We start from the raw sequence: 25,656 nt of genomic DNA on the forward strand, positions 1-25,656 counted from the left end.
CGAGAGGACACGTCATGACAAGAGACGAAATCCTAGCCGCAGGCTCGATGCCGGTCGCAAGCCCGAGCTATCCTCGTCCGCCGAACCGCTTCATCAAGCGCGAATACCTGATCATCTACTACGAATGCGACCCGCAGATCATCCGGCAAGCCTTGCCCGAGCCGCTGGAGCCCGCGCCTGGAAACCTCGTCTATTACGAGTGGATGAAGATGCCCGATTCCTCGGGCTTCGGGGATTACGAGGAATCCGGAACCGGCATTCCTGCCCTCTACAAGGGCGAGCCTTGCAGCTTCTCGGTCCAGATGTATCTCGACGACGAGCCGCCCATTTCCGGTGGCCGCGAGATCTGGGGCTTTCCCAAGAAATGGGGCGTGCCGCGCCTCAAGGTCATCAAGGACACGCTGACCGGCACCCTCTTCTATGACGACATTCCCGTCGCCATCGGCACGATGACCTACAAGCACAGGAGCCTCGCCGACCAGCTCGACAAGGTTCGCGACGGGATCGGCGGGCTGCAGATCAATCTCAAGCTGATCCCGAAGGCCGACGGGACCGGCCTCGATGTCGCTCAGCTCGTCGGCTACAACCTCACCGACATCACCGTCCACGGTGCCTGGGAGGGCGATGCGCGCCTCCACCTCATCCCGCATGTGAACTGCCGCGTCGCGGATTTCCCCGTCGGGAAGGTCGTGCGGGCTCGCCACCAGGTCGTCGACTTCACGCTCCCCTACGGCCGCATCCTGCACGATTACCTGGCCTGAGATTACCTGGCCTGAAAGGCTCGCGTGGGAAAAGCAGCGGCCCTGTCGCGAACTCCGGGAGCATCGCAGATGCGCCCGGAGGGTGCTGCGTGTGTCCTCGTCAAACCATCGTTGGAACGATGTCGCGATCGGCGCCTAGATCATCGCGCGTCCCATCGGACGGCGGCGATGATCTATCATATTGTTATCGCAGCGGATTTGCCCGAAGACTGGATTCCACTTTTCGGTCCGATGCTATAGCGCCGCTCCATTCGTGGCGGCGGAAAGCGGGCTGGCGACGTAAGAGACCAGGGACGCGATCTCTCCGGGCTCGATCATGCGCTGGGTTCCTATATGGCAGCTGCCGCCTTGAGTTGGCTGCGACGGGCGTGCCGGAGGTGGATGGTCCGGCGGAAGAAATGGTGGCCGATATCGCCGCCGGTGCTGACGATGGTGCATTCGCCGAGCTTCGCCACGAAGTCCGCCAGCAGTGCGGCGCGCTTCTTTTCGGGAACGGCGCCCAGTGAATCGTTGAGGAAGACCCAGCGGGGCGTGTGAAGGAAGATGCGTCCGAAGCCGAGGATCTGCTGTTCCTCAAGCGACAATCGCCGGTCCCAGTCGTGGGCGAGCTCAAGGTCCTCCGCAAGGTGGTCGAGGCCCACGGTGCGCAAGGCGTCGGCATAGTGCTCGTCGGTATAGTCGGACGCGTCCGCCGGATAGGCGAGGGCGGTGCGCAGCGGTCCGCGCGGAAAATAGGGGCGCTCCGGCAGGAACAGCATATCCGCCCGCGGCGGCAGGCCGATACGGCCGTCGCCCCAGGGCCAGAGTCCGGCCAGGCTCATGAAGAACGTCGTCTTCGAAGCCGCGCTGTCGCCCTCGATCAGGACGTGCTCACCGGCCTTCAGCTCGATCCAGCTCTCTTCCGGCGCGGCGCATTCGATCGACGATCCCGGCAGATAGGCCTCCACGCTTTCAAGGATCAGGGAGCCTGCCGGTGCCTCATAGAAGTCGATCCGATGCTGCTCGCCGTGCAGACGCTCGATCTGCTGCAACTCGTCGCGCAGGGCCATGATTCGCAGCAGCGTCGCCCGCCAGTCGGCAATCTTCGAGAAATTGTCGACGAACCAGCGCAGCGCATACTGCACCTGGTTGAAGGCGCCGACCGCGACCATCAGCGAGCCGAGAGAGAGCTGGCCGCCGAAATAGCCGGGAGCGGCGATGAGGAACGGGGCAGCCATGGCGAGCCAGCCATGGCCCGATGTCACCCAGGTCAGCGAGACGATACCGTTGGCGAGCTGGCGCGCCAGCGACTGGACCTTGTGAAAGGTCTGGTCGAGATGGACGCGCTCATCGCCTTCGCCCTGGTAGAGCACGATGGCTTCCGATCGCTCGGCGACCTTGATCAGGGAGGCCCGGAAATCGGCCTCGCGCGCATAGCGCTCGGCGTTCAGCCTGATCAGCGGCCGGCCGACCCGCCAGGCCAGCCAGGAACCGATGGAGGCGTAGGCGATCGCGCACCAGACCATGTAGCCGGGGATGGTGAAGGCGCCGTGGCCGAAATCGAACACGACCTGCTGCGAAAGGATCCAGAGCACCCCGATGAAACTCAGCAGCATCAGAGAGGCCTGCAGAAGCCCGTTGCCGAGGTCGACGGAGAGCTCGGTCAGGTGACGGGCGTCCTCATGGATGCGCTGATCGGGATTGACGCCGGTCTCGCCGGCGAAGGCCAGCAGATAGGCGCGCTTGGGCTTCAGCCACTCCTCGAGCAGGTCCCGCGTCAGCCAGCCCCGCAGCCTGACCTTGCCGACCTCGGTGAGCCAGGCCTGGGCGACGACAAGCAGGAGCAGCACGCCGATGAGCGACAGGAACACCAGCAGTTGATGGCCGAAGGCCCCGAGATCGTGGTTCTGGAGGGCGTCGTAGAGCGCGCCCTGCCAGTTGTTCAGCCGGATCTGGAACACGGCATTCGTCGCGATGACGACGACGCTGCCCATCGGCAGGAACAGGAGCGCGGCCCGGCGCGGCGACGTGCTCATCGCCTTGATCAGGATCCAGAGCTGCTGCAGGACACCGCTTGCCGGAACGTCCAGCACGGAAACGGCTGCAGGCGGTGCGTGGCGGGCGTCCATCGCGGGGCTCAAGGCTTGGCCGGGGCGCTGGACATCAGGCGACGCCAGCGGCGGGGCTCACCTTCAATTCGAGCATCTGCAACTGCGCAGGATCGGCGCCTGGTCCGACGAAGACCTGGAAGGCGCCCGGTTCGAGCACCGGTTCGAGATCAGGCCCGAGGAAGCGAAGCTGATCGGTGGAGAGCGGGAAGCGCACCGTCTTCATCTCCCCCGGCGCGAGGGCCAGCTTGGTAAAATCCACCAGTTCCAGACTAGGCCGCGTGATCGAGGACGCGACGTCGTGAATGAACTGGAACAGGGTGTGCTCGCCGGCCATCGTCCCGGTATTCCTGACGTCGATCAGAATCTCGGTCGCCTCGCCAGGCGCCAGCGTCCATTTGGTCGCGCGCGGATTGGTCAGGAGGAAGCCGGTATAGGATAGGCCGTGACCGAAGGCGAAGCGGGGATCGTTCGGGATATCGAGATACTTGCTGGAAAAATGCTCGTTCTCCAGTCGCGGGCGGCCCGTCGGGCGCTCGGCGAAGAAGATCGGGATCTGCCCGATATCGGCCGGCCAGGACATCGAGAGCCGGCCGCTCGGGTTATGGGCGCCGCTTAGCACGTCGGCGATGGCGCCGGCTCCCTCCGATCCCGGATGCCAGACTGCGAGGATCGCCTTGGCGCCGGCCACCAGCCAGTCCGGCAGGATCAGCGGCCGGCCGGAAAACAGCAGGACGACGACCGGCTTGCCGGTGTCGAGTATCGCCCGCGCCAGTTCCTCCTGTGCTTGGGGAATGCCGGGATGGGCACGGCTGCTGGCCTCGCCCGCCATGTCGACCCGTTCGCCGAGGCAAAGCACGATCACATCGCTTGGTTGCGCCGCCTGTCGCGCGGCTTCGAGGCCCCCTGCGATCGGCAGCTCGACCTCGCTTCCGGCCGCGACCGCTATCGCAGCCTCCGGGAAGGCCTCCTTGCAGCGATCGACCAGCTCGGCGACGCGCTGGGTTGCATCCGGCTCCGAATTTCCGCCGACGATCTGACCGAAGGGACCGATGACCGCGAGCGATCTCAGGCTCTTCCCGAGCGGCAGCATCCCTTCCGTATTGGTCAGGAGAACGATGGATTTCCGGGCGGCCTCCCGCGCCAGGGCGCGCCGTGCCGGCTGGGCTGCAACAGCGGCGACGGCTTCCGGCGACCCGCAGCGGCGATAGGGATCGTCGAACAGGCCCAGCCGCAGCTTGAGCAGCAGGACGCGCCGCACGGCTTCGTCGACGGTCGCCATGGTGACGAGACCGCGGTCGAGAGCTTCCGGTATCCCGTCGACATAGGCACCCTTGCCCATCATGTCGATGTCGACGCTTGCGTTCAGCGCAAGCGCTGCGGCTTCGGGCTTGCCGGCGACACCGTGCAGCAGCAGCTCGGCGATGGAGCTCCAGTCGCTGACGATCACGCCGTCGAAGCCCCAGCGCTCGCGGACCAGGCGCCGCAGGAGCGGCACGTGGATCGACATCGGCGTGCCGTTGAGATCGATGAAGGCCGGCATGAGGCAGGCGACGCCGGCCTCCACCGCCGCCTGGAACGGCGGCAGGTAGACTTCGTGCAGCAGTCGCTCCGACATGTCGACCGAGGCGTATTCCCGACCGGCGAGGACGGCTCCGTAACCGGCGAAATGCTTGGCCGTCGCGGCGATCGCCGTCGGTCCGGCGAGATCGGCCATCTGGTAGCCGCGCACCTTGGCCCGGGCGACCCGCTGGCCGACGAGGGGGTCTTCGCCCGGTCCTTCCAGCGTGCGGCCCCAGCGCGGATCCCGCGCGATATCGATCATGGGCGCGAAGGTGAGGTCGATGCCCTCGACGGCGCATTCTTCAGCGGCCACGCGTGCCGTCGCCTCCCACAACGCCGGGTCGAAGGCCGACGATTCCCCCAGCGGGATCGGGAACATCGTCCTCAGCCCGTAGAGGACGTCGAGGGAGAAGAAGAGCGGGATCCCGAGGCGCGAGCCCTCGACCGCGTGCCGTTGCGCATCCCGGATGCGCTCAGGCCCGACGAGGTTGAGGAGGCTGCCGACCTCGCCGTTCTGGATGGCGGCGGAGGTGACGGGCGCGGAGGTCGGGCCGGTCTGGACCAGTTCGCCGCTCAGCATCGTGAGCTGTCCGACCTTCTCCTTCAGCGTCATGGTGCCGATGAGCTTGTCGATTCCCTGACGGTCCCAAGGCGCTTTCATCACCGGTCCCTCCGAAGCAGGCACATCTCGAAGCCACCCATCAAAACAAATCGAGCGGGAGGCCGCTAGGGGCCGTATTCCATTGAACGATCACACAATTGAGGTGAGATCGAAGATTTCATCCGCGCGATCAAAATCATCTCTGGCCAAGGCTCCCACGTCAGCGCCGGAAAGCCTCGAAGGGGGCAGGGCAGGAACGGTCCGGCCATCATCGACCGCGGACGCTGCGCTCCCGAAGCGCTGCCCTGACCATGGTTGAGTGCCTATCGTGTGCCGATATTCGTCCATCGCGGGCTCTTCCCCGGCTCGGAAGCCGGGATGCCGCCATCATCGGGCGCAAGGTCGAGCTTTCCCGCGGCTCGGAGCAGGCTTGCGCCAATCAGTGCGGCGATGATCGAGGCCGTGAAGACCGCGACCTTGCCGGCTGCGAAATCCCCCGGGTCGGCGAGAGCCTGGCCGGCGATGAAGAGCGACATGGTGAAGCCGATGCCGGCAAGCGCGCTTGCGCCGGCAAGTTGAGGCCAGGAATACTCCTCGGGCTTGACGGCGATGCCCAGCCGTACCGCCAGCGCGGTGGCGCCCAGCATCCCCAGCGGCTTGCCGAGGACGAGTCCGGCCATGATCGCCAGCGCCAGCATGCCGCGCCCGTCGAGCACATGCGGCGAGAGGGAGACGCCGGCGTTGGCGAGGGCGAAGAGCGGCAGGACGAGATAGCTCGACCGCGCGCCGGCATGCCTCAGCAGCCGATCCGCGGGGGATTCCAACCGGTCATGGATCGCGTCGAGCGCGCGCAGTGCCGGGGCGGAGGGGCCGTGGCGCAGCACCTCGCCGCCATGGGCGGCCTCCGCTTGCATGATCGAGCTGGCCTGCGCCGTGAGCGCGGCGAGATTGGCCGGCGGACGTGTCGGGATGAACAGGGCGAGCACGACGCCGGCCAGCGTCGCATGCAGCCCGCTGGCGAAGATGCAGCCCCAGAGCGCGATGCCGAGCAGCGCATAGGGTACGACGCGATAGATATGGGCGCGGTTGAGCGCCGCGAGCCCGGCGGTGAGGACGAGTGCGGCCGCCAGATAGCCCGGATGCAATTCGCCCGAATAGAACAGCGCGACCACGACGATCGAGCCGATATCGTCGACGATCGCGGCGGCTGTCAGGAAGATGCGCAGTTCGATCGGAACCCGCTGGCCCAGCATTACGATGATCGCGATGGCGAAGGCCGTATCGGTCGCCATCGGGATGCCCCAGCCATGCGCCCACGGGCCGCTGGGCAGGATCAGAGCATAGAAGGCCGCCGGCATCACCATGCCGCCGACCGCGCCGGCGATCGGCAAGGCGGCGGAGCGACGTCCGGCGAGATGGCCGACGGTGAATTCGCGCTTGATCTCCAGCCCCACGACAAGGAAGAAGATCGTCAGCAGGCCGTCATTTACCCAATGTTGAAGTGACATCCCGAGACGGGCTTCGCCCAGTGATAGCGCCAGCTCGCGATGCCAGAACGTCTCGAAGGCAGGCCCCAGCGGCGAATTCGTCAGGGCGACGGCCAGGATCGTCGCCAGCAGCAGCAGGATGCCGGCCGAGGGGCTCCAGCTTGCGAAATCGAGTGCGGCGGAGCGAAAACGATGACCCAGCGTCCCCAGCATTGCGTCGAGCAGAGAGCTCTCGTCCCAGGGGCCGTCATAGCGCCGCTCATTGATGAAGAAGGTCGGCGTGAAGCGCACGCCGCTCGCATGGGAGCTGACGATATCCGCTTCGACGCGCGCGGCAGCGCGCTGGATGTCCTGGGCATCGCGTTCCGGATCGTCCCTGCTGAGGCCGAGATCCTCTGCGACCGCCACGAGATCGTCTTCGGTGAGCTCCTGCGAGCGCGTCATCAGCTTGACGTGGGCATTCCAGAATTGCTCGGCCGTCGAGGCTCGCTCGACGAGCTCAGCGGCGCGCAGCGCCAGGTTGCTGCCGGTCAAAGGGCGATGGCGGAAGACATAGAGCAGCCTCTCGCCAAGCGCGTCGCGGATCTCGGCGATGCGCTCATTGGCTGCGCGGCAATAGGGGCAGGCATAGCTGCCATATTCGACGAGGGTGACCTGCGTACGGTCGGGGCCGAGAATGTGATCGGCATCCCTGTCGACTGGACGATCGAGGCGGTTAGTGATGGCAGCCTGCGACATCTCCCTGACCCGTGCTCCTTCCGGCGACCCCTTGAACCTAATGCGGCATTGGGCGCGGCGTAAGCTCCGGCGCAGAGCGAGTGGCCTCCGGCTCGAAGCGGCTAGTTTCACCGCCGTTGGGCGTCCGGTTCGCCGCGAGCGACCTTCGTGCGGCCATCGCCCATGGCGCGCCTCAGGAGGCTGCCGCCGCGGCCTGATCGCGCCGGTTTGTTGCGACGTCAGCGATTTACTGCCAAGCCGTTCCTGTCCCTGCACGCAGGGTATGTGACGGTAGCTTCGACGGGACGGGCTGGGTGATGGCGCAGGACGGGATCAGGCTGGTCAATGTGTTCACGCATCAGGGGCAGGGCGGCAATCCTTGCCCGATCGTGATCGATGCAGCCGCGCTGCAGGATGAGGATATGCGGGCGATCGCGGCCCGCTATGGCCATGAATCCGGATTCGTAAGGCCGCCCTCCGGCACCGACGCCGACTTCACCTTCCGCTTCTGGGTGCCGCGCCACGAGATGGAGATGTGCGGCCATGCCACGATCGGCGCGCTCTGGTGCCTGGCGACGGCCGGCCGCCTCGATGCCGAGCAGATGCGGATCGAGACGCGCAGCGGCCCCGTCACCGGCTATGTCGAGAACCGCTCGTCCGAGAACCCGTCGGTCGAGATCAGCCAGCCGGTCGGGAAGGTCGTCGATCTGACCCGCGCGCAGGAGGACGACGTGCTCGCGACCCTCCGGATCTCGCGGGACGATCTGCTCGACCTGCCGATCCAGAATGCGGTGACCTCCCGCGTCAAGACGCTGATCCCGATGAAGAGCGTCGCGCATCTGCAGGCGCTCACGACCGACATGGCCCTCACCGAGAAATGCTGCGATCGCATCGCCTCGACCGGGCTCTACCCCTACGCTGTCGCCGATCGGGCCGAGCGGCGCTTCGAGGCACGGCAGTTCCCCAAATCCTCAGGCTATCCCGAAGATGCCGCGACCGGCATCGCAGCAGCAGCACTGGCCTTCGGCCTGCTCAAGAACGACCTCGTCCCCCGTGACAGTGGCCGCATCACCATCCTGCAGGGCCGGGCGATGAACGCGCTCTCCGAAATCCGGGTCAGGATCGGCTTCGCCGACGGCCGGCCCGTCGGCTGTCTCCTCGGCGGCGAGGTCATGCCGGCGGACGACCACGCGGCCTAAGCGCGATCTCCAGATTATTGCCGGCAGGGGCGCCAGTGCCCCTCCTTGACACGCGCGTTCGCAACTACTTACACTTAACTCAATGGTTAAGTTTCAGGATGCGCAGCTCGACCGGACGTTCTCCGCGCTGGCGGACCCGACGCGGAGGGCCTTGCTGGCACGTCTGGAGCGGGAGGACGGGCTCTCGGTCAGCGAGCTGGCGAAGCCGTTTCCAGTCTCGCTCCCGGCCATCATGAAGCATCTCGACGTCCTCACGGATGCCGGTTTGCTGACGCGGACCAAGGCGGGGCGCACCGTGTCCTGCCACCTGAATGCGGAGCCGATGGAGGAGGCGATGGGCTGGCTGGCGCGCTATCAGCGGTTCTGGACCGAGAGGCTCGATGCGCTGGAGGCGCTGCTGGAAGCGCGGCGCAAGGGCCAGGACTAACAGTCCGAGTACTGACGGGCCAAGAGTCTCAAGGGCGGGAGAGGGAAGAGGGCGCATGCATCAACCGGTGACACCCAGCCTCACGATGAAGCGCCGCCTCAATGCCTCGCCGGCCGAGGTCTACGAAGCCTGGACCAACCCGGACCTGCTCGTGCGCTGGTTCGGCCCGGAGAATGTCGTGGCGCAGGAGGCGGAGATCGATCCGCGCGTCGACGGCGCTTATCGCGTCGTGATGATCGAGAACACCGGCGAGCGCCACGAGGTTCTCGGCCGCTATCTGGAGGTCGTCGAGAACGAGCGCCTCGTCTTTAGCTGGTCCTGGATCACGACGCCGGAGCGCGTTTCGCGTGTCACCGTGACGCTCAAGCCGGATGGCGACGGCACGATCCTGACGCTGTTGCATGAGAAGCTCGCCGACGATGCCGCCGTCCGCGGCCATACCCATGGCTGGACGGGAACCATGGTCAAGCTCGAGGCCTATTTCGCCTGAGCGATGGCGTGCCGCGGCGCGATGCCGGAGCACGCCGAAGCAGCCGCCGGCATCGCGCCGGCGGACATTGGAGGAGAGGAGACGATGGAACACAGGATCGTATCCCGTGAGGAATGGCTTGCCGCGCGCAAGATCCACCTCGCCAACGAGAAGGAGCTGACCCGCCGGCGCGACGCGCTCTCGGCCGAGCGGCGCGCGCTGCCCTGGGTCAGGGTCGAGAAAAGCTACACCTTCGAAGGCTGGGACGGCGGGCTCGCGTTGGGCGATCTCTTCGCCGGCAACAGCCAGCTGATCATCTACCACTTCATGTTCGGGCCGGGCGCTCGTGAGGGCTGCCCGAGCTGCTCCTTCCTCGCCGATCATTTCGACGGCGCCAACCGGCACCTCAGGCATCACGATGTCAGCCTCGTCGTGGTCTCGCGCGCTCCTTACGCCGAGTTCCAGGACTTCCGGCACCGGATGGGCTGGGATTTCCCCTGGGTGTCCTCGGCGAACAGCGACTTCAACTACGACTTCCACGTGTCGCCGAGCCCCGAGGAGAAGGCGGCCGGCCGCTACGAATACAATTACGCGATGCATGACGGGCAGGGCGGCGAGATGCCGGGCTTCAGCGTCTTCTATCGCAACGAGGCGGGCGAGATCTTCCACACCTACTCGACTTATGCCCGCGGCGGTGACCTTCTGATCGGAACCCATAACTTCCTCGACATGACCCCGAAGGGGCGCAACGAGGTCGGGACCATGGATTGGGTTCGCCATCACGATCGCTACCCCGCCAAACCGCTGGGCGCGGCAAGCTTCCAGCCGGAGCTTGCGGTGAGCTCCTGCTGCGATTGAGAGCGGTTTCAGGGATCCAAGGCCGTTCCATAAAGTTGATATCAACATTTAACGGTGCGAGCGCCGTCGGCGGTCGCAGGTAAGGAGAGATGCAATGGCCTATATCGATGGTTTCGTCCTCGCAGTCCCGGCTGCGAACAAGGAGGCCTACCGTAAGCAGGCTGCCGATGCGGCGCCGCTCTTCCAGGAATTCGGCGTCCGGCGCCATGTCGAGACCTGGGGCGACGATGTCCCGGACGGCAAGGTGACGGATTTCAAGGGAGCGGTGAAGGCGACGCCGGACGAAGTGGTGGTCTTCTCCTGGTTCGAGTATCCGGACCGGGCGACGCGCGACGCCGCCAACGAAAAGATCATGAGCGATCCCCGCATGAAGGCGATGGGCGAGGCGATGCCCTTCGACGGCAAGCGCATGATCTATGGCGGCTTCGCTCCGATCCTCGACGAGGGCGAGGGCGGCGCGATGGGTTATGTCGACGGCGTCCTCGTCGCGGTGCCGGACGAGCGCAAGGCCGATTACCGCGACTTTTCCGCTGGGCATGCGGCGCTGTTCAAGGAATATGGCGCCCGCCGGGTCGTCGACGCCTGGGGCGACGACGTGCCCGACGGCAAGCTCACGGATTTCAAGGGGGCGGTGAAGGCGCAAGCCGGCGAGACCGTGGTGTTCAGCTGGGTCGAGTGGCCGTCCAAGGAGGCGCGCGCCACCGGCTGGGGCAAGATCATGGCGGACCCGCGCATGGCCGAGCTCAGGATGCCCTTCGACGGCAAGCGCGTCGTCTATGGCGGCTTTGCGCCGATCTTCGACACCGGGCGCGGCTGAGGCCGCCTGCTCCGATATACGCAACGGCCATGCGGGGGCGGCATCTTGCCCCCGCCGTCCAAATGACCGAGAGATCGGGCGGCTTCACCGGATCTCTCGTCATGTTTGCTGGCATCCCCATCGGCGATCTCGCCTTCCTCGCCGTCTCGCTCGTGCTGGCCGGCGCGGTGACCGGCCTTCTGGCGGGCGTCTTCGGCGTCGGTGGCGGCGCGGTCATCGTGCCCGTGCTCTATGAGGTCTTCCGCGTCATCGGCGTCGTCGACGAGGTGCGCATGCCGCTCGCGGTCGGCACCTCGCTCGCGGTGATCATCCCGACCTCGATCCGCTCCTTCAACGCGCACCGGGCCAAAGGGCTCGTCGATCTCTCGATCCTGAAGATCTGGGCCGTGCCGGTCGTGATCGGCGTGATCTTCGGGAGCTGGATCGCACGCTATGCTCCGGCCGATCTCTTCAAGATCATCTTCGTCATCGTCGCGACGATCTCGGCCATCCGCCTGCTCTTTGCCGCCGATCGCTGGAAATTCGGCGAGGACATGCCGGGCAAGCCGCTGATGGTGGCATATGGCGGCGTCATCGGCGTGCTCTCGGCCCTGATGGGCATCGGCGGCGGCCAGCTCTCCAGCCTGTTCATGACCTTCTATGGCCGGCCGATCCACCAGGCGGTCGCGACTTCGTCGGGCCTGGGTGTGCTGATCTCGATCCCCGGCGCGCTCGGCTTCATCTATGCCGGCTGGCCGAAGATGGCGATGCTGCCGCCGCTCTCGCTCGGCTATGTCTCGCTGATCGGCATGATCCTGTTCATCCCGACCTCGATCTGGACCGCACCGATCGGCGCAAGCCTTGCGCATCGGCTCTCGAAGCGCCGTCTCGAAGTCGCCTTCGGCCTGTTCCTGCTCGTCGTCGCCGGTCGCTTCGTCTGGTCGCTGATCCACTGAGATGGAAGGGCCATGAGCGAGATCGCGATCCGGCTGCTCCAGCCCGCAGACCAGGAGGCGCTGGCGGCGCTGATGGTCGAGATGCAGGGTCACTACAGCGTGCCTTGCCCGCCGCTGGCGGAGGTTCTCGGCGGTCTGGCGGCCTTGCCGGCTGGCGTCGACATCCTGATCGCGGTGAAGGGCGAGGCGGTTCTCGGCTTTGCCTCGGCCTGCAATCTCTACCCGGGGCCGGGCCTGAAGACCGGCTTCTTCCTCAAGGAGATCTACGTTGCCGATGCAGCGCGGGGCGCCGGCCTCGGTCGCAAACTGATGGCAGCGCTCGCCGAACTGGCACTGGAGCGCGGGCACCGCCGCATCGACTGGACGGCCGATGCCGACGATGCGGCGCTTCTGCGCTTCTATGACGGTCTCGGCGCGACTCCATACCCGAAAAAAGTGTTCTACCGTCTAACCGGGGATGCTCTGGTAAATCTGGCGGAAACAGAAGGCTCCTGAAACACCCCGTCATCCCGGGCTTGACCCGGGATCCATCGTAGAGCGCCGCGCTCTCCGATGGATTCCGGATCGGCGCCGCTTTCGCGGCTTGTCCGGAATGACGCAGGTGGGCAGATCACCATCGCCCTCCGCCGCTCAGCCTTTGCGATCGGACAGCCTCTCCGGCAACACCGCCATGATCGCCAGCCGCTCGGCCTCGTTCAGCCGGCCCCATTGCGCGATCTCGGCGAGCGTTCGCCCGCAGCCTTCGCAGAGCTTGCTCACGGGATCGATCACGCAGACCTTGATACAGGGCGTCGAAACCCCGCTCATCGCACCGGCCACCCGATCGCGAGCGCAAGGCCGAGATAGATCGCGATCTCGGCGAGTTGCTGGGCCGCGCCGAGGATGTCCCCGGTCTGCCCGCCGATCAGGCGCCGCGCCATCCGCGACAGCACCGCCGCCACTCCATGCGCCAGCGCGAAGCCGATCAGCAAGCCGGCGATCGGCAATTGCGCGGCCAGTCCGATCCCGGTCGCGAGAAAGAGGCTGAGGCCCAAAGCGATCCGCGCCGTCAGCGCCGTCGGCTGGCCGACGGCCGCCGCCGCTCCGGTGCTGCGCGCCGCCGGCTGGGTCGCCAGCATGAACAGCCCCTCGGCGCGAGACCATGGCGCCGCGACCAACACGGCGGCCGCCGCTGCCCAAGCGCCAGAGCGCTCGAGGATCATGGCGATCAGGCTCGCGCGCAGCATGAGCGAAAGCCCCAGCGCCAGCGCGCCATAGGAGCCGACGCGGCTGTCCTTCATGATCTCCAGCCGACGCTCGATCGTATGGCCGCCGAACAATCCGTCAGCGGTGTCGGCAAGCCCGTCCTCGTGGAAGGCGCCCGTCGTCAGGGCGAGTGCCGTCAGCGCCAGCGCCGCGACGACGAAGCCGCTCAGCCCCGCAAGGCCAGCCCCCAATGCAATGAGCGCAGCCGGCGCGGCGATGACGAGCGCGGCGAAGGGCAGGGCGCGCGGCACCTCCCGGAAATCCGGAACGGCATGGCCGTCGCTCTCGCCCGGCAGCAAGGGCACCGGCAGGCGCGACCAGAATCGCAGGCAGATCGCGGTCGCGATTCCCCAGCCCGGCCAGTCCGGCGGGGGCGCCTCGCTCGTGGTTTCGGCCTCTGCCATGCCTGCCGCGTCGTCTCGCTCGATTGTCTTCACGCTCCCGACCCTATAGCAGCAGCGTCAATCCTGCCGCCATGCCGATGCGCTGATGCGGCGCCCTCGCATGATGGATTTGACCATGGCCGCCTCCGGATTGCCCTTCGACGATATCCGCGACCTCATCGCCGCGATGCCCGGCCCCGACATGGCGGCGGCGAATGCGGTGCGTGCCCGCGACGCCAACCTGACCAAGCCGGCCGGTAGTCTCGGCCGCATGGAAGAGATCGCCGAATGGCTCGCCGCCTGGCAGGGCAAGGCCCCGCCGGAAGTGCGGCGCCCGCTGGTCTGCGTCTTCGCCGGCAACCATGGCGTGGTGGCGCAGGGCGTCTCGGCCTATCCGCAGGCGGTGACGCGGCAGATGCTGGAGAATTTCGCGGCCGGCGGCGCGGCGATCAACCAGATCTGCGCAGCCTATGATCTCGGCTTCAAGGTCTTCGACCTCGCGCTCGACCTGCCGACGGGTGATTTCACGCAAACCGATGCACTCGACGAGCGCGCCTGCGTCGCCACCATGGCCTTCGGCATGGAAGCGCTCGTCGGCGGGACGGACCTGCTCTGCCTCGGCGAGATGGGCATCGGCAACACCACCTCGGCGGCAGCGATCTACGCGGCGCTCTATGGCGGCGACGCAGCGCATTGGTGCGGTCGCGGCACCGGCGTCGATGACGAGGGCCTGAAGCGCAAGGTTGCAGCGGTGGAGGCGGGGCTGGCGCTGCATCGCGCCCATCTCAAGGATCCGCTCGAAGTGCTGCGCCGGCTCGGCGGGCGCGAGGTCGCCGCGATCTGCGGCGCGATCATCGCCGCCCGCTCACAGCGTATCCCGGTGATCCTCGACGGCTATGTCGTGACCGCCGCCGCGGCGATCCTGCACGCGATCGAGCCCTCGACCATCGACCACTGCATCGCCGGCCATCTCTCGGCCGAGGGCGCCCATGCCGACGTGCTCGCCCGTCTCGGCAAGGTGCCGTTGCTGGCGCTGGACATGCGTCTCGGCGAGGGTTCGGGCGCAGCGCTCGCCGCTGGCCTCGTCAAGGCGGCGGCGGCGGTCCACTCGGGCATGGCGACCTTCGAGCAAGCCCAGGTCGCGCGGAAGGATTGATTCCAGCCGTCATGCTCGCCCTTGTGGCGAGCATCCACGTCTTGAACACCGCTCTGCATCGGTGAAGACGTGGATGGTCGGGACAAGCCCGACCATGACGGGCAGCGTCGGACCGGGGTAGGGGCTTCTACCCCGCGTAATCTGTCTTCAGGCCCGCCCGCTCGGAATGGCGCTCCTGTGCCAGCTCGATCAGGCGGGTGATGAGGGCGGGATAGGGCAGACCGGAGGCCTCCATCATCTTCGGATACATGCTGATCGCGGTGAAGCCCGGCAGCGTGTTGATCTCGTTGAAGTAGAAGGCGCCGCTCTGGCGGTCGAGAAAGAAGTCGACGCGCGCGAGACCGCTGCATTCCAGCGCGAGGAAGGCATCGATCGCGAGCTGCCGCACGCGAGCCATCTGCTCGGCGTCGAGGCTGGCCGGCAGGTCGACGCTGGCGCCATCCTGGTCGATATACTTGGCCTCGTAGGAGTAGAATTCGTGCTGCGGGCCTGCATTGAGCTCGCTGGCGACGCTCGCCACCGGCGGATCGCCATCGAGCACTGCGACCTCGATCTCGCGGGCGTCGATGCCCTGCTCGACCAGCACCTTGGTGTCGTACTGGAAGGCGTCGTTGAGCGCGACGCCGAGAGCCTCCCAGCTCTTGACCTTATGCACGCCGACACTGGAACCCATGTTGCAGGGCTTGACGAAGACGGGGAGCGTGAGCCGTCCCTGCGCCGCCTTCGCCGCCCCTTCCGGATCGCGCCGCCAGTCCCGTCGCGACAGGGCGAGATAGGGCGCGACCGGCAGGCCGGCCAGCGCCGCCAGCCGCTTGGCGATGTCCTTGTGCATGCCGACCGCCGAGGCCAGCACGCCAGAGCCGACATAGGCAGCGCCGGCGAGTTCCAGCAGGCCCTGCATCGCGCCGTCCTCGCAGAGCGGGCCATGGATCACGGGGAACACGACATCGACCGGCGCGATCGCGGGGGTTGCGCTGTCTGAGGGCAGGATCGCGGTGTGCTCGCCATGCGGTTCCAGCCGGATCATCGGCGAATCCGCCGGGATCGGCAGGCTCTCGGTATTGGCACTCTCGATCCGGCGCAGATCGTGGCACTGCCAGCGTCCCTGCTTGTCGATGCTGATCGGTACCGGCTCGAAACGCTCCCGGTCGATATAGCGCAGGACGGAGGCAGCCGATTTCAGCGACACCTCATGCTCCCCCGACTTGCCCCCATAGAGCACGGCGACGCGCGTTTTCCGGTTCATGATCCGAGGGTCCGAGAGGCTGGAGGAGATGTCTGGGCGAGATGGCGAGGTGTCGCCGAGCGATGGGGCGAGATTCGGGCGGAAGGATCAGGCCGCCCGCGGCCTTGGTTTTGGCTCGGGAAGGGCGGCGAGCGTGTCCATCACGCGCTCGGCCGGCAGCGTGATCGTGACCTCGGTGCCGGCGCGCGGCTTGGATTTCAGGTGGAAGCCGCCGCCATGCAGGTCGATCAGGCCCTTGACGATCGGCAGGCCGAGACCCGAGCCCTGCTCGGCGGTCTTGATCGCAAGAGAGCCACGCCCGAAGCTCTGCATGACGATCGGGATTTCGTTCTCGGGGATGCCGGGGCCGGTATCGCTGACCGAGACATATTGGCCGCCTGTCGCGGTCCAGCCGACCTTGATCGTGATCTCGCCGCCCTGGGGCGTGAATTTGATCGCGTTCGAGAGCACGTTGAGCACGGCCTGCCGGATGGCGCGTTCGTCGGCCCAGACGCGCGGCAGGTCCGGTTCTGCCAGCGCGCGGACGCTCTGGCCCTTGGCCTTGGCGCGCAGCGCCAGCATGTGCTGGCTATCCTCGACGATGCTGGAGAGCGAGAGCGCCTCCTCGTTCAACTCGTATTTGCCGGCCTCGATGCGCGAGAGGTCGAGGATCTCGTTGATCAGGTTGAGCAGGTGCTGGCCCGAGCCGTGGATATCGGCCGAGTACTCCTTGTAGGCGGCATTGGCATGCACGCCGAAGATCTCGTTCTTCATCACCTCGGAGAAGCCGAGGATCGCGTTGAGCGGCGTGCGCAATTCATGGCTCATCGTCGCCAGGAAGCGCGACTTGGCGAGATTGGCCTCTTCGGCCTTGCGGCGGGCCTCGTCCGAATTGGCGTTCGCGGTTTCCAGCTCCGCGATCAGCGCATCCTTCTCGGCGCGGAAGGTGATCGAGGCGACCGAGCTGGCATAGAGGCGGTTGGCGAGGAAGATGAAGAAGAGCTGGGCCGAGGCCGCCATCAGCGCCATGGTGACGCTGTCCATGTCACGCCGGTCCCAGAAGAAGACCATGATCCCGACGATGATCGGCGTCAGCCCGGCATAGACCGCCATCGGGATCGTGGCGGAAAGCATGACGGTGAGCGCGCTGACGATCAGCAGCGCAGTCGTGACGAAGACCTTGGCGCCGGGCGCGTCGACCGGAACGAACAGCAGCAGCAGGAACGACCAGGCGAGGCCGTGCATGCCTTCGGCGGCGGCGAAGAGCCTGCGCCAGAGCTTTAGCCGGACCTCGTCGGGAGCCTTCGCGAGGAAGCGCCGTGCCGTCAGCACGATGATCATCGCCGTGAGCAGCACCGCGCCGCTCCAGACCGCGACGAGCGGGGTCGGCAGCCAGAGGCAGGCGCCGGCGGCGATGCTGAGCACGAGCACCAGCGTGCCCGCGGTGCCCGCGATGCGGTATTGCGCGAAGACGCGCAGCAACTCGTTGTCGAAGGCGCGTTCCAACCCCGTCGAGGAGGTCAGCCGTTCGCGCGCGGATTTGACCTCGCGCGTGACCAGCTTCCGGCGGGCCACGGCCGAGGGGTCGGGTCCGCGCCCGCGCTGCACCTGTTCGGCCGTCACTTCCGCCATGATCGAGAGCGTGTATCCTCGTTCGGTCGCTGCGGCATGCAGGGACCGGCTCGCCATCATGGACACCAAATCGTTAAGCTCTTCCTGATGGCACCCTTCGGATTTGGTCGCTCACGCTATGGACCCTTCGGCTGGCGCCGCGTCGGCCGGCCGGTCGACTTCGTCGTGGCGCTGGGCCTGCTTGGCTTTCTCGCGCTGGCGGGCGCGATTCTGCAATATCGTCTCGGCCCGGCGCGGGAACTGATGGGGGCGGCCCAGGCGATCGACGGCGATTCCGTGCGCCTGCTCGGCGAGGAGTTGCGGCTGGAGGGCATCGGCGCGCCCGAATATCGCCAGAGCTGCACCGCGCGCGACGGCAGGCCGGTCGCCTGCGGGCGCGAGGCGCGCCGCGCCCTGCAGGCGATGCTGGCGCGCGGCGTGACCCATTGCGAGATTGGCAAGGCCGACCGCTACGGCCGCGGCCTCGCACGCTGCCGGCAGGGCGACACCGACATCAACGCGACTTTGGTGCGCGAGGGCCATGCGGTCTCCTACGGCGCCTATCGCGCCGAGGAGGACGAGGCGCGGGCCGCCGGCCGCGGCATCTGGGCGACGCAGTTCGAGCGCCCGGAAGCCTGGCGCCGCAGCCATCCGCGCTGAGGTCCTCCGCCATGCTCGCGTCATGAAGCGCCGGCAATCCGGTTGACCTTCCGGCGTGGGCCGTGATCGGGTACGGCGGAAGACGGAGAGGACATGATGAAGCTCTATGACGGCGGGCGGGCGCCGAATCCACGGCGGGTCCGCATCTTCTTCGCCGAGAAGGGGGTGCCGCTGCCGGAACTCGTGCCGGTCGACATCGTCAAAAAAGAGCACAGGACCGAGGCCTTCACCCGGATCAATCCCGCTCAGCGCCTCCCCGTCCTCGAACTCGACGACGGCACGGCGCTGGCCGAGACGATCGCCATCTGCCGTTATATCGAAGCCCTGCATCCGCAGCCGGCGATGTTCGGCCGCGATGCGAAAGAGCAGGCGACCATCGAGATGTGGAACCGGCGTGTCGAACTTGGTCTCTTCGCCAGCGTTGCCGCCGTCTTCCGTCACAGCCATCCGTCGATGGCGGAGCTGGAGGATCAGGTTCCCGAATGGGCCGAGGCCAATCGCGACCAGATGGACGACCATCTCTGGCTGCTCGAATTGCAGCTCGCGGCCAATCCCTTCATCTGCGGCGAGGTCCTGACCGTCGCCGACATCACCGCTGGTATCGCCATCGACTTCATGAAGCCGTCGCGCATTCCGCTGCCAGAGGATTTCGTCAATATCCGCCGCTGGCATGGCGAGTTGTCCGGCCGTCCGAGCTGGAAGGTCTGATGCGCCGCCTCGTCCTGGCCCTGCTCGCCGTTCTGGCCCTTCCAGCGCTCGCGCCGGCGTCCGAACGGCTGAGCGGCGAGGCGATCGAGCGCGCCTTCCGCGGCAACACGGTCTCCGGCCGCTACACCAATGGCGGCTTCTTCACGGAGTATCACGATCCCAATGGCCAGGCGCTCGGCCATAACGGCTGGCAGCCCAACACCGACGCTTGCTGGATCACCAAGCCGGACCGCATTTGCTATTATTACGGCCCGCCGAGCGACCGGACGGTGCATTGCTTTTCGGTCGAGATGAGCGGCGATCTCTATGTTCTGCGCAACAGCGGCAACGGCATGGTCAACGCGCTGGCCAAGGTCGAGCTCGGCAACCCTCGCAACCACACCGATAACGGCACGCCCTGGTACTGCGACGGGCTGATCTCGCGGGCGCCCGGACCGCCGATGAGCCGGAAGCTGGCACAGCGTTGATGGCCCGGCTGGTAGGCATAGCAGCCGTTGCGCTGGGACTGATCGCAGCGACGCCGGCGATGGCAGTCGAGCGGTTGACCGGCGATCAGATCAAGCAGCTTTTCGAGGGCAACACTGTCTCGGGCCGCTATTCCCGTAGCAACCTGCCGTTCAGCGAATATCATCACCCAGACGGCCGGGCGAGCGGGCATAATCGCCATGTGACCAACACCGACGCCTGCTGGATCACGACGCCGGATGCCGTATGCTACTATTACGGTCCGCAGGAGACGCGCCGCACCTATTGCTTCACCATCGAGACCAGCGGCGACCTGATCGTCATCCGCAACCGCCCGAGCGGACGCATCAACGGCCTGGCGCGTATCGAGAAGGGCGATCCCAACAATTACGCCGCGAAGAAGTCCGACTGGGTTTGCGACGGCCTGATCTCGCAGGCGCCGGGTCGATCGCGTCTGGCGCGTCGATGAGCCCGGAGGAGACGCTTGACGAGGTGCTGGCGGAGCTGCGTGCCTGCCGCATCTGTCGCGATGCGCCGCTCTACCTGCCCCCGCTGCCGCATCAGCCGCGCCCGGTCATCCAGGCTTCCGCGACGGCACGGATCTGTATCGCAGGTCAGGCGCCGGGCACGCGTGTCCATGCCAGCGGCCGACCGTTCACCGATCCGTCCGGCGTGCGCCTGCGCAACTGGCTCGGCATGGACGAGACGGTCTTCTACGATGCGGCGAAGGTCGCGGTCGTGCCGATGGGCCATTGCTTCCCTGGCCTCGATGCGAAGGGCGGCGACAAGCCGCCGCGGCGGGAATGCGCGCCGGCCTGGCGAGAGCGCGTCTTCGCGGCGCTACCCCGGATCGAGCTCGTGCTGGCGATCGGGCGCTATGCCCAGAGCTGGCATCTCGGCCCGAAAGAGGCGGCCAATCTCTCCGCGACCGTCGCGAACTGGCGCGAAATCCTCGCCCGGCCGGTCTTTCCGCGCGTCCTGCCGCTGCCGCACCCGTCCTGGCGCAACAATGCCTGGCTCAAGCGCAACCCCTGGTTCGAGGCTGAGCTTCTGCCCGTCCTGCGTCAGGAAGTGGCGCGATTGCTGGGATAAACCGGGCGATCAGTAGCGGAAGGGGCTGGAATCGAGGCCGCGATTGACCTGGCCGCGCACGCTGAGCACCGAGCGGACAGGGCCCATCGTGGTCTCGCCGCGGCTTTCGAGATAGACCATGCCGTCGGTCCGGGTGCCGGTGCCGTTATGCGAACTCTTGCCGAACTCTGCGCGAACCGCTCCGCCGGCCTTGACGCAGAACTGGGAGCCCTCCACCCGGACGAAGCCCGCGCCATATTCGGGGCAGGGGCGGGCGGCGGAGCCGGATTTCGCGGCAGGCTTCGCCGGGGAGGCGTAGGGCTCTGTCTTCCGTGGCAGCGGCTGGCCGATCGACTGCGCCGAGGCTGCCGTCGCAAGGCCGGTCAGGAGCAAGGCAAGAGTGGTGCGGAGCATTGGCTGAAATCCGTGGCGACGGTTCCCGATACTGAGCCAGCAAGGCGCAGTTATGGCAAGATCGAACGGCCCGGCCGCCCTACGGAAAAACCCCGGCTTGCGCCGGGGTGAGTATCCCTCGCGCTGCAGGCTCCGTTGGATCGGAGCTGGTTCGAAACGCGCAAGCGGATCGGGAAACTCTCGGCCTGCGCTGTGGTCAGCGCAAGCTCTATCCACATGGCGATCATGCAGATTTGTCATGATTCGGCTGGGGGTTTCGCCGCAACGCGATCGATGGCGTTGTCGGCATCCACCATTGACGAAAAAGGCCCGGCTCGCGCCGGGCCTCATGCAGAAATCGCGGCGCGCGCAATCAGCGGGCGCGCGTACGGACCTGGAACACGTCGAAGCTGAGTTCGGCGACCTGCCACCAGAGATACTGGTCGGATCGGAAGGCGGCCATCGCCTCGATCGCCTTCTTGAAGTCCGGGTTCTTGGCCGAGATTTCGGCATAGAGCTCGTTGGAGGCCTTGAGGCTCGCTTCCATCACGTCCTGCGGGAAGGGGCGCAGCTGTGTGCCGGCGGCGACGAGGCGCTTCAGCGCGGGCGGGTTCACCACGTCGTACTTCGCCGCCATCTGCGTGTTGGCATAGGTGCAGGCGGCAGTCAGCGCGGCCTGGTAGGCCTTCGGCAGCGAATTCCACTTCTCCAGGTTGACGAAGGCGTGGACGGTCGGCCCACCCTCCCAGAAGCCTGGATAGTAGTAATACGGCGCGACCTTGGCGAAGCCGAGCTTCTCGTCGTCATAGGGGCCGACCCACTCGGCGCCGTCGATCGTGCCCTTCTCGAGTGCCGGATAGATGTCGCCGCCGCCGAGCTGCTGCGGCACGAGGCCGAGCTTCTGCAGAACCGAGCCGGCGATGCCGCCGATGCGCATCTTCAGGCCCTGGATATCGGCGACCGACTTGATCTCCTTGCGGAACCAGCCGCCCATCTGCGCGCCGGTATTGCCGCAGGGCAGGCCGTAGGCGTTGAACTTCTTGTAGAACTCGTTGAACAGCTCGTTGCCGCCGTTCTGGAACAGCCAGGCATTCTGCTGGCGGGCATTGAGGCCGAACGGCACGGAGGCGGCGATCGCGAAGGTCGGATCCTTGCCGACATAGTAATACGAGACGGTATGGGCCATCTCGACGGTGTTGTTCGAGACCGCGTCGAGAGCCTGAAGCGCCGGGACGATTTCGCCGGCCGCGAAGACCTGGATCTGGAATTTGCCGTCGGTCAGCTCGGAAACCATTTTCGCCATGATCTCGGCGCCGGCATAGATCGTGTCGAGGGATTTCGGGAAGCTCGACGCCAGGCGCCACTTGATCTCCGGATTCGACTGGGCGACGGCCGGCATGGCGACGGCGGTCGCGGCGGCACCGGCCGCAGCGGTCTGGATAAACTGACGGCGCTTCATCTAGGCACTCTCCTCGGATGTTGGCGGGTGCGGGCGTTTCGAAACAGCTTCTGCCGCCCGGCGTTCGGAATCGGGTTGTAGCGAATGGATTTTCGAAGCGCGAGGGATTTCATCGCCGATTCTTGCGACTTTCGGCTAGTTTTGGCCGCTGTCTTGGCGTGCCTCTGCATGGGTGGTTAAAGCGGTCATGATCGAGACACCGAATCTCAGCCTGCGCCGCCCCGAGATCGACGATCTCGACGCCATCCACGCGATGCGCAGCGACCTTGCGGTGGTCCGTTTCCTCGGCGGCCGGGCGCTCAGCCGCGAGGAGGCCTGGCATCGGCTGACCCGCATCGTCGGCCACTGGACGCTGCGTGGCTACGGCCTGTTCGCGGTGGTCGAAAAAAGCAGCGGCGCCCTGGTGGGGGAGGTCGGCCTGTTCGACGGTTGCCGGGGCCTGTCTCCGGATTTCGACAATGCGCCGGAGGCTGGATGGATCCTGGCGAGCGGAGCGCACGGCAAGGGCTACGCTGGGGAGGCTGCCGCCGCCGCCCATCGCTGGTTCGCCGCGACCCATGGCGAAAGGCGCAGCGTCTGCATCATCGCGCCTGAGAATCTCGCCTCCTTCCGGGTAGCGCAGAAGCTCGGCTACAAGAGCTTCGGGCAGGTCGATTACCAGGACAGACCGGTCACGATGCTCGAGCGCGTTCCCGGCTGACGGACCGGTGTAGGGAGAATTCGCATGGACCAGGACAAGCTCGCCAAGCTGCGCCAGCGCTATGTCGGCACCGGCGGCGGCGACATTCATGATCCGCATTTCGCCCGGGTGGCCGCGGCCCAATTCACCGGCGACAAGCGCAAATGGCCCTTCGCCGATGTCGCGACCTTCCTCAGTGCGCCCTACCGCCCCGATGCCCTGACGGCGTCCGGCCTCGGCGGCCTCGATGTCGCGATCATCGGTGTGCCCATGGATCTCGGCGTCACCAACCGCGCCGGCGCGCGCCTTGGCCCGCGCGCGGTGCGCGCCATCGAGCGCATGGGGCCGATGGATCATGCGCTGGGCACCGCGCCCTTCACCATGCTCAAGGCGGCGGATATCGGCGACGTGCCGTTCCGCTCGCGCTATTCGCTGGAAAGCTGCCACGAGGATATCGAGGCGACCTTCAGGACGATCGTCGAGGCCGGCGTCTCGCCGCTCGCCGTCGGCGGTGACCACTCGATCACCTATTCGATCCTGAAGGCGGTGGGGGCGAAGCGCCCGGTCGGCATGGTTCATATCGACGCTCATTGCGATACGTCGGGCCCCTATGAAGGCTCCAAGTTCCATCATGGCGGGCCGTTCCGCCAGGCCGTGCTCGACGGCGTGCTCGACCCCGAGCGCGTGATCCAGATCGGCATCCGCGGCGGCGCCGAATATCTCTGGGAGTTCTCCTACGAATCCGGGATGACGGTCATCCACGCCAACGAGGTCGACGATCTCGGTCTCGACGCGGTGATCGCGAAGGCCCTCGCCGTGATCGGCGACGGGCCGACCTATGTCTCCTTCGATGTCGATTCGCTTGATCCCGGCTTCGCACCCGGCACGGGAACGCCGGAGGTCGGTGGCTTGAGCCCGCGCGAAGCCCTTGCGATCCTGCGCGCGCTGAAGGGACGCGACATCGTGGCAGCGGATGTCGTAGAAGTCGCCCCGCAATACGACGCGACCAGCAATACGGCGCAGTGCGCGGCGCAGGTGCTCTTCACCGAGCTCTGCCTCCTCGCCGAAGCGCGCGCCTTGGGAAAAGGAAGACCATGATTCGGATTCGATCGATCGCGCGGATCGCCGCGATGGCCGGGCTGTGCCTGCTCGCCCCCGCCGCGCGCGCCGAGTTGCCGGCCAACGGAAAGGCCTATCACGACGCCGCTTTCGCTTCCGTCGAATCGCTGCTCAAGCTGTACAACGGCAAGCCGACCCTGCCGCGTCTGTCGGATCCGGTCGACGGCAAGGTCCTGGCCGATGTCTGGAATGTGCCGGCCATTCTCGGAAAGCCGCCCTATCCCGCGGAGAATCTGTCGGCGCTGCTCGACATCATCGAGAAGCAGGCGCGTATCCTGCAGGCTTATGCGCTGTTCTCGCCGCAGCCGGGCCGGAAGCAGCCGGACCAGGCGGCGAATGCGGTCGAGTTCCAGGATGAACTGACCCGCGGGCGTGTTTTCCTGCTCCAGGCCGTCGGCGGCGCCTCGTCGGCGCTCTACGATTTCGCGTCCAATCTGCAGGAGGCGGACAAGACGGAGGCCCGGGTAAAGGGCTTGCGGCAGATGCGGCTCGGCCTTCAGGAGATCGTCGTGGGCTCCGCGCTGGCACTGCGCGGCACAGGTCTGCGCGATCCGAATCGCCTGCTGATCGCGCGGGCCTTCGCGGAGAATGCCGCGGGCATCGCCGCTTCGCTGACGCCGCCGGACCGCAATGCGCTCGTCAGCGCGCTCCAGGGGGTGAGCCCGTCCCTGAAGCCGGATGCGCAGAAGGCGATCGCGGATTTTGCCGCCACGATAGCCGCCACCCCTTGTGAAGGCTTCTGCACGGTCAACTGAGCCGTGCCGGTCGTCGATCCCGATCGGGGCGCGGCGATCCGGGGCTTTCAGGGCTTGGCAGCCAGCCAGATCACATGCCGTGCGCCGCCGCCGGTGCGACGGGCGCGGGCCGTGACCTCCTCGGTGGCGAAGCCGGCCTGGCGCAGGCGCCGGTTGAAGCCATGGTCGGGGCCCGAGGACCAGACCGCGAGAATGCCGCCGGGCCGCAGCGCGGCCTTGGCGGCGTGCAGCCCCGCTGCTCCGTAAAGCTGGTCGTTGCCGGCGACGGTGAGCCCCTCCGGGCCGTTATCGACATCGAGCAGGATGGCGTCACGGCTCCCCGTGCCGGCGGTGATCGCCGCGGCGACATCCGTGACGCTCACCCGCACGCGGGGATCGTCGAGGCAACCGCCAAACACCGCCGCCATCGGCCCGCGCGCCCAGGCGACCACCGCGGGAATCAATTCGGCCACCTCCACCTGCGCATCCGCCGGCAGCTTGGCGAGCGCGGCCCGCAACGTGAAGCCCATTCCCAGCCCGCCGATCAGGATGCGCGGTTGCCGCCGCTGTCCGAGGCGATCGCAAACCAGCGTCGCCAGCGCTTCCTCCGAGCCGCTGAGGCGGCTGTTCATCAGCTCGTTGCTGCCGAGCATGATCGAGAATTCGCTGCCGCGCTGCTTCAACCGGAGATCGCCGCTGCCATCCGGCAAGGCCGCGGTGTCGAGGGTGGTCCAGGGTATCACGTCGCTCTCGCCTGTCTGGGAAGCCGCCTTATAGCCTATTCGTGCCGATCGCCCGGATGGCAAAGTGATATGCGTAGGCTGCAT

At 66.7% G+C, this 25,656-nt stretch carries 27 protein-coding genes and 1 pseudogene; 17 read left to right on the forward strand and 11 right to left on the reverse strand.

What is annotated here, in order from left to right:
• Positions 1-14 precede the first annotated feature (14 nt).
• A complete protein-coding gene (locus Q0Q36_RS01345; protein WP_293795007.1) occupies positions 15-761 on the forward strand; it encodes an acetoacetate decarboxylase in 747 nt (248 codons plus the stop codon).
• A gap of 234 nt (positions 762-995) precedes the next feature.
• On the opposite strand, the pseudogene Q0Q36_RS01350 reads toward Q0Q36_RS01345, so the two are convergent.
• The 4 genes and pseudogenes from Q0Q36_RS01350 to nhaA all read right to left on the reverse strand — a co-directional run.
• Positions 996-1,085: pseudogene (locus Q0Q36_RS01350) on the reverse strand (oxidoreductase); the annotation flags it as partial.
• A 5-nt stretch (positions 1,086-1,090) separates the two neighbouring features.
• Positions 1,091-2,869 carry an ABC transporter ATP-binding protein/permease gene (locus tag Q0Q36_RS01355; RefSeq protein ID WP_293795008.1) on the reverse strand — a complete coding sequence of 593 codons (1,779 nt, stop codon included), beginning with the start codon at positions 2,867-2,869 and terminating at the stop codon, positions 1,091-1,093.
• Positions 2,870-2,903: 34 nt separating this feature from the next.
• On the reverse strand, positions 2,904-5,072 hold the full coding sequence (locus Q0Q36_RS01360) for a glycoside hydrolase family 3 N-terminal domain-containing protein (RefSeq protein WP_293795104.1): 2,169 nt from the start codon (positions 5,070-5,072) through the stop codon (positions 2,904-2,906).
• A gap of 263 nt (positions 5,073-5,335) precedes the next feature.
• Positions 5,336-7,237: a Na+/H+ antiporter NhaA gene (nhaA, locus tag Q0Q36_RS01365; RefSeq protein WP_293795009.1), complete on the reverse strand. Its 1,902-nt coding sequence runs from the start codon at positions 7,235-7,237 to the stop codon at positions 5,336-5,338.
• A 296-nt stretch (positions 7,238-7,533) separates the two neighbouring features.
• Here nhaA and Q0Q36_RS01370 point away from each other — a divergent pair, with 296 nt between their 5' ends.
• The 7 genes from Q0Q36_RS01370 to Q0Q36_RS01400 all read left to right on the forward strand — a co-directional run bounded on the left by Q0Q36_RS01370 (position 7,534) and on the right by Q0Q36_RS01400 (position 12,416).
• Complete coding sequence (locus tag Q0Q36_RS01370; RefSeq protein WP_293795010.1) at positions 7,534-8,415, forward strand: PhzF family phenazine biosynthesis isomerase; 882 nt, start codon at positions 7,534-7,536, stop codon at positions 8,413-8,415.
• A gap of 82 nt (positions 8,416-8,497) precedes the next feature.
• Positions 8,498-8,842 carry a metalloregulator ArsR/SmtB family transcription factor gene (locus Q0Q36_RS01375; RefSeq protein WP_265058558.1) on the forward strand — a complete coding sequence of 115 codons (345 nt, stop codon included), beginning with the start codon at positions 8,498-8,500 and terminating at the stop codon, positions 8,840-8,842.
• Positions 8,843-8,897: 55 nt separating this feature from the next.
• Positions 8,898-9,332: an SRPBCC domain-containing protein gene (locus Q0Q36_RS01380; RefSeq protein WP_293795011.1), complete on the forward strand. Its 435-nt coding sequence runs from the start codon at positions 8,898-8,900 to the stop codon at positions 9,330-9,332.
• Positions 9,333-9,416: 84 nt separating this feature from the next.
• Complete coding sequence (locus Q0Q36_RS01385) at positions 9,417-10,169, forward strand: thioredoxin family protein (protein ID WP_293795013.1); 753 nt, start codon at positions 9,417-9,419, stop codon at positions 10,167-10,169.
• A 94-nt stretch (positions 10,170-10,263) separates the two neighbouring features.
• A complete protein-coding gene (locus tag Q0Q36_RS01390; protein ID WP_293795015.1) occupies positions 10,264-10,986 on the forward strand; it encodes a DUF1428 domain-containing protein in 723 nt (240 codons plus the stop codon).
• A gap of 101 nt (positions 10,987-11,087) precedes the next feature.
• Positions 11,088-11,921, forward strand: a complete 834-nt coding sequence (locus Q0Q36_RS01395; protein ID WP_293795016.1) for a sulfite exporter TauE/SafE family protein — start codon at positions 11,088-11,090, stop codon at positions 11,919-11,921.
• Positions 11,922-11,933: 12 nt separating this feature from the next.
• On the forward strand, positions 11,934-12,416 hold the full coding sequence (locus Q0Q36_RS01400; protein WP_293795017.1) for a GNAT family N-acetyltransferase: 483 nt from the start codon (positions 11,934-11,936) through the stop codon (positions 12,414-12,416).
• Between the two features lie 135 nt (positions 12,417-12,551).
• Here Q0Q36_RS01400 and Q0Q36_RS01405 read toward each other — a convergent pair whose 3' ends face one another.
• Together Q0Q36_RS01405 and Q0Q36_RS01410 are read right to left on the reverse strand one after the other, a co-directional pair.
• Complete coding sequence (locus Q0Q36_RS01405; protein ID WP_293795018.1) at positions 12,552-12,728, reverse strand: DUF1289 domain-containing protein; 177 nt, start codon at positions 12,726-12,728, stop codon at positions 12,552-12,554.
• A complete protein-coding gene (locus tag Q0Q36_RS01410) occupies positions 12,725-13,570 on the reverse strand; it encodes an adenosylcobinamide-GDP ribazoletransferase (protein WP_293795019.1) in 846 nt (281 codons plus the stop codon). The genes Q0Q36_RS01405 and Q0Q36_RS01410 overlap by 4 nt, the downstream gene beginning before the upstream one ends.
• A gap of 103 nt (positions 13,571-13,673) precedes the next feature.
• Here Q0Q36_RS01410 and cobT point away from each other — a divergent pair, with 103 nt between their 5' ends.
• Positions 13,674-14,705 (forward strand): nicotinate-nucleotide--dimethylbenzimidazole phosphoribosyltransferase, encoded by a 1,032-nt coding sequence (cobT, locus tag Q0Q36_RS01415; RefSeq protein ID WP_293795105.1) that lies wholly within the window; start codon positions 13,674-13,676, stop codon positions 14,703-14,705.
• Between the two features lie 127 nt (positions 14,706-14,832).
• Here the strand turns inward: cobT and Q0Q36_RS01420 are convergent, their stop codons facing one another.
• Positions 14,833-15,951, reverse strand: a complete 1,119-nt coding sequence (locus tag Q0Q36_RS01420; protein WP_293795020.1) for a D-alanine--D-alanine ligase family protein — start codon at positions 15,949-15,951, stop codon at positions 14,833-14,835.
• An 87-nt stretch (positions 15,952-16,038) separates the two neighbouring features.
• A complete protein-coding gene (locus Q0Q36_RS01425; protein WP_293795106.1) occupies positions 16,039-17,562 on the reverse strand; it encodes a HAMP domain-containing sensor histidine kinase in 1,524 nt (507 codons plus the stop codon).
• 87 nt (positions 17,563-17,649) lie between these two features.
• Between Q0Q36_RS01425 and Q0Q36_RS01430 the strand changes: the two genes are divergently transcribed.
• The 5 genes from Q0Q36_RS01430 (at position 17,650) to Q0Q36_RS01450 (ending at position 20,466) form a co-directional block, all read left to right on the forward strand.
• The gene (locus tag Q0Q36_RS01430; RefSeq protein WP_293795021.1) at positions 17,650-18,201 is read left to right on the forward strand and encodes a thermonuclease family protein; all 552 of its coding nucleotides are present in this window, start codon (positions 17,650-17,652) and stop codon (positions 18,199-18,201) included.
• A 96-nt stretch (positions 18,202-18,297) separates the two neighbouring features.
• Positions 18,298-18,909: a glutathione S-transferase gene (locus Q0Q36_RS01435; protein ID WP_293795108.1), complete on the forward strand. Its 612-nt coding sequence runs from the start codon at positions 18,298-18,300 to the stop codon at positions 18,907-18,909.
• The gene (locus tag Q0Q36_RS01440; RefSeq protein WP_293795022.1) at positions 18,909-19,376 is read left to right on the forward strand and encodes a hypothetical protein; all 468 of its coding nucleotides are present in this window, start codon (positions 18,909-18,911) and stop codon (positions 19,374-19,376) included. Before Q0Q36_RS01435 ends, Q0Q36_RS01440 begins: the two co-directional genes overlap by 1 nt.
• On the forward strand, positions 19,376-19,843 hold the full coding sequence (locus Q0Q36_RS01445) for a hypothetical protein (protein ID WP_293795023.1): 468 nt from the start codon (positions 19,376-19,378) through the stop codon (positions 19,841-19,843). Before Q0Q36_RS01440 ends, Q0Q36_RS01445 begins: the two co-directional genes overlap by 1 nt.
• Positions 19,840-20,466 carry a uracil-DNA glycosylase family protein gene (locus tag Q0Q36_RS01450; RefSeq protein WP_293795024.1) on the forward strand — a complete coding sequence of 209 codons (627 nt, stop codon included), beginning with the start codon at positions 19,840-19,842 and terminating at the stop codon, positions 20,464-20,466. The genes Q0Q36_RS01445 and Q0Q36_RS01450 overlap by 4 nt, the downstream gene beginning before the upstream one ends.
• Before the next feature lie 9 nt (positions 20,467-20,475).
• Here Q0Q36_RS01450 and Q0Q36_RS01455 read toward each other — a convergent pair whose 3' ends face one another.
• Together Q0Q36_RS01455 and Q0Q36_RS01460 are read right to left on the reverse strand one after the other, a co-directional pair.
• Positions 20,476-20,859 carry a hypothetical protein gene (locus tag Q0Q36_RS01455; protein ID WP_293795025.1) on the reverse strand — a complete coding sequence of 128 codons (384 nt, stop codon included), beginning with the start codon at positions 20,857-20,859 and terminating at the stop codon, positions 20,476-20,478.
• 352 nt (positions 20,860-21,211) lie between these two features.
• Positions 21,212-22,297, reverse strand: coding sequence for a TRAP transporter substrate-binding protein (locus Q0Q36_RS01460; RefSeq protein ID WP_265058573.1), 1,086 nt, complete (start codon positions 22,295-22,297; stop codon positions 21,212-21,214).
• Between the two features lie 187 nt (positions 22,298-22,484).
• Between Q0Q36_RS01460 and Q0Q36_RS01465 the strand changes: the two genes are divergently transcribed.
• Genes Q0Q36_RS01465 through Q0Q36_RS01475 form a run of 3 tightly spaced genes read left to right on the forward strand, consistent with a single transcriptional unit; the run spans position 22,485 to position 24,850 of the window.
• Complete coding sequence (locus Q0Q36_RS01465) at positions 22,485-22,997, forward strand: GNAT family N-acetyltransferase (RefSeq protein ID WP_293795026.1); 513 nt, start codon at positions 22,485-22,487, stop codon at positions 22,995-22,997.
• Positions 22,998-23,015: 18 nt separating this feature from the next.
• Complete coding sequence (gene speB, locus Q0Q36_RS01470) at positions 23,016-24,074, forward strand: agmatinase (RefSeq protein ID WP_293795110.1); 1,059 nt, start codon at positions 23,016-23,018, stop codon at positions 24,072-24,074.
• Positions 24,071-24,850, forward strand: coding sequence for a hypothetical protein (locus tag Q0Q36_RS01475; protein ID WP_293795027.1), 780 nt, complete (start codon positions 24,071-24,073; stop codon positions 24,848-24,850). The genes speB and Q0Q36_RS01475 overlap by 4 nt, the downstream gene beginning before the upstream one ends.
• 47 nt (positions 24,851-24,897) lie before the next feature.
• Here the strand turns inward: Q0Q36_RS01475 and Q0Q36_RS01480 are convergent, their stop codons facing one another.
• Positions 24,898-25,572, reverse strand: a complete 675-nt coding sequence (locus tag Q0Q36_RS01480; protein ID WP_293795028.1) for a hypothetical protein — start codon at positions 25,570-25,572, stop codon at positions 24,898-24,900.
• Positions 25,573-25,656: the final 84 nt, after the last annotated feature.

It is taken from the genome of uncultured Allobosea sp. (genome assembly GCF_945957345.1).
Lineage (GTDB): Bacteria > Pseudomonadota > Alphaproteobacteria > Rhizobiales > Beijerinckiaceae > Allobosea.

Coding starts and splice junctions, on each gene's coding strand:
- Q0Q36_RS01440 (WP_293795022.1), top strand. CDS start 18,909: ATGCGCCGCCTCGTCCTGGCCCTGCTCGCCGTTCTGGCCCTTCCAGCG.
- Q0Q36_RS01360 (WP_293795104.1), bottom strand. CDS start 5,072: ATGAAAGCGCCTTGGGACCGTCAGGGAATCGACAAGCTCATCGGCACC.
- Q0Q36_RS01345 (WP_293795007.1), top strand. CDS start 15: ATGACAAGAGACGAAATCCTAGCCGCAGGCTCGATGCCGGTCGCAAGC.
- nhaA (WP_293795009.1), bottom strand. CDS start 7,237: ATGTCGCAGGCTGCCATCACTAACCGCCTCGATCGTCCAGTCGACAGG.
- Q0Q36_RS01405 (WP_293795018.1), bottom strand. CDS start 12,728: ATGAGCGGGGTTTCGACGCCCTGTATCAAGGTCTGCGTGATCGATCCC.
- Q0Q36_RS01460 (WP_265058573.1), bottom strand. CDS start 22,297: ATGAAGCGCCGTCAGTTTATCCAGACCGCTGCGGCCGGTGCCGCCGCG.
- Q0Q36_RS01430 (WP_293795021.1), top strand. CDS start 17,650: ATGGCACCCTTCGGATTTGGTCGCTCACGCTATGGACCCTTCGGCTGG.
- Q0Q36_RS01465 (WP_293795026.1), top strand. CDS start 22,485: ATGATCGAGACACCGAATCTCAGCCTGCGCCGCCCCGAGATCGACGAT.
- Q0Q36_RS01420 (WP_293795020.1), bottom strand. CDS start 15,951: ATGAACCGGAAAACGCGCGTCGCCGTGCTCTATGGGGGCAAGTCGGGG.
- Q0Q36_RS01445 (WP_293795023.1), top strand. CDS start 19,376: ATGGCCCGGCTGGTAGGCATAGCAGCCGTTGCGCTGGGACTGATCGCA.
- Q0Q36_RS01410 (WP_293795019.1), bottom strand. CDS start 13,570: ATGGCAGAGGCCGAAACCACGAGCGAGGCGCCCCCGCCGGACTGGCCG.
- Q0Q36_RS01375 (WP_265058558.1), top strand. CDS start 8,498: ATGGTTAAGTTTCAGGATGCGCAGCTCGACCGGACGTTCTCCGCGCTG.
- cobT (WP_293795105.1), top strand. CDS start 13,674: ATGGATTTGACCATGGCCGCCTCCGGATTGCCCTTCGACGATATCCGC.
- Q0Q36_RS01455 (WP_293795025.1), bottom strand. CDS start 20,859: ATGCTCCGCACCACTCTTGCCTTGCTCCTGACCGGCCTTGCGACGGCA.
- Q0Q36_RS01395 (WP_293795016.1), top strand. CDS start 11,088: ATGTTTGCTGGCATCCCCATCGGCGATCTCGCCTTCCTCGCCGTCTCG.
- Q0Q36_RS01380 (WP_293795011.1), top strand. CDS start 8,898: ATGCATCAACCGGTGACACCCAGCCTCACGATGAAGCGCCGCCTCAAT.
- Q0Q36_RS01475 (WP_293795027.1), top strand. CDS start 24,071: ATGATTCGGATTCGATCGATCGCGCGGATCGCCGCGATGGCCGGGCTG.
- Q0Q36_RS01435 (WP_293795108.1), top strand. CDS start 18,298: ATGAAGCTCTATGACGGCGGGCGGGCGCCGAATCCACGGCGGGTCCGC.
- Q0Q36_RS01355 (WP_293795008.1), bottom strand. CDS start 2,869: ATGGACGCCCGCCACGCACCGCCTGCAGCCGTTTCCGTGCTGGACGTT.
- Q0Q36_RS01450 (WP_293795024.1), top strand. CDS start 19,840: ATGAGCCCGGAGGAGACGCTTGACGAGGTGCTGGCGGAGCTGCGTGCC.
- Q0Q36_RS01425 (WP_293795106.1), bottom strand. CDS start 17,562: ATGGCGGAAGTGACGGCCGAACAGGTGCAGCGCGGGCGCGGACCCGAC.
- Q0Q36_RS01390 (WP_293795015.1), top strand. CDS start 10,264: ATGGCCTATATCGATGGTTTCGTCCTCGCAGTCCCGGCTGCGAACAAG.
- Q0Q36_RS01400 (WP_293795017.1), top strand. CDS start 11,934: ATGAGCGAGATCGCGATCCGGCTGCTCCAGCCCGCAGACCAGGAGGCG.
- Q0Q36_RS01370 (WP_293795010.1), top strand. CDS start 7,534: ATGGCGCAGGACGGGATCAGGCTGGTCAATGTGTTCACGCATCAGGGG.
- Q0Q36_RS01385 (WP_293795013.1), top strand. CDS start 9,417: ATGGAACACAGGATCGTATCCCGTGAGGAATGGCTTGCCGCGCGCAAG.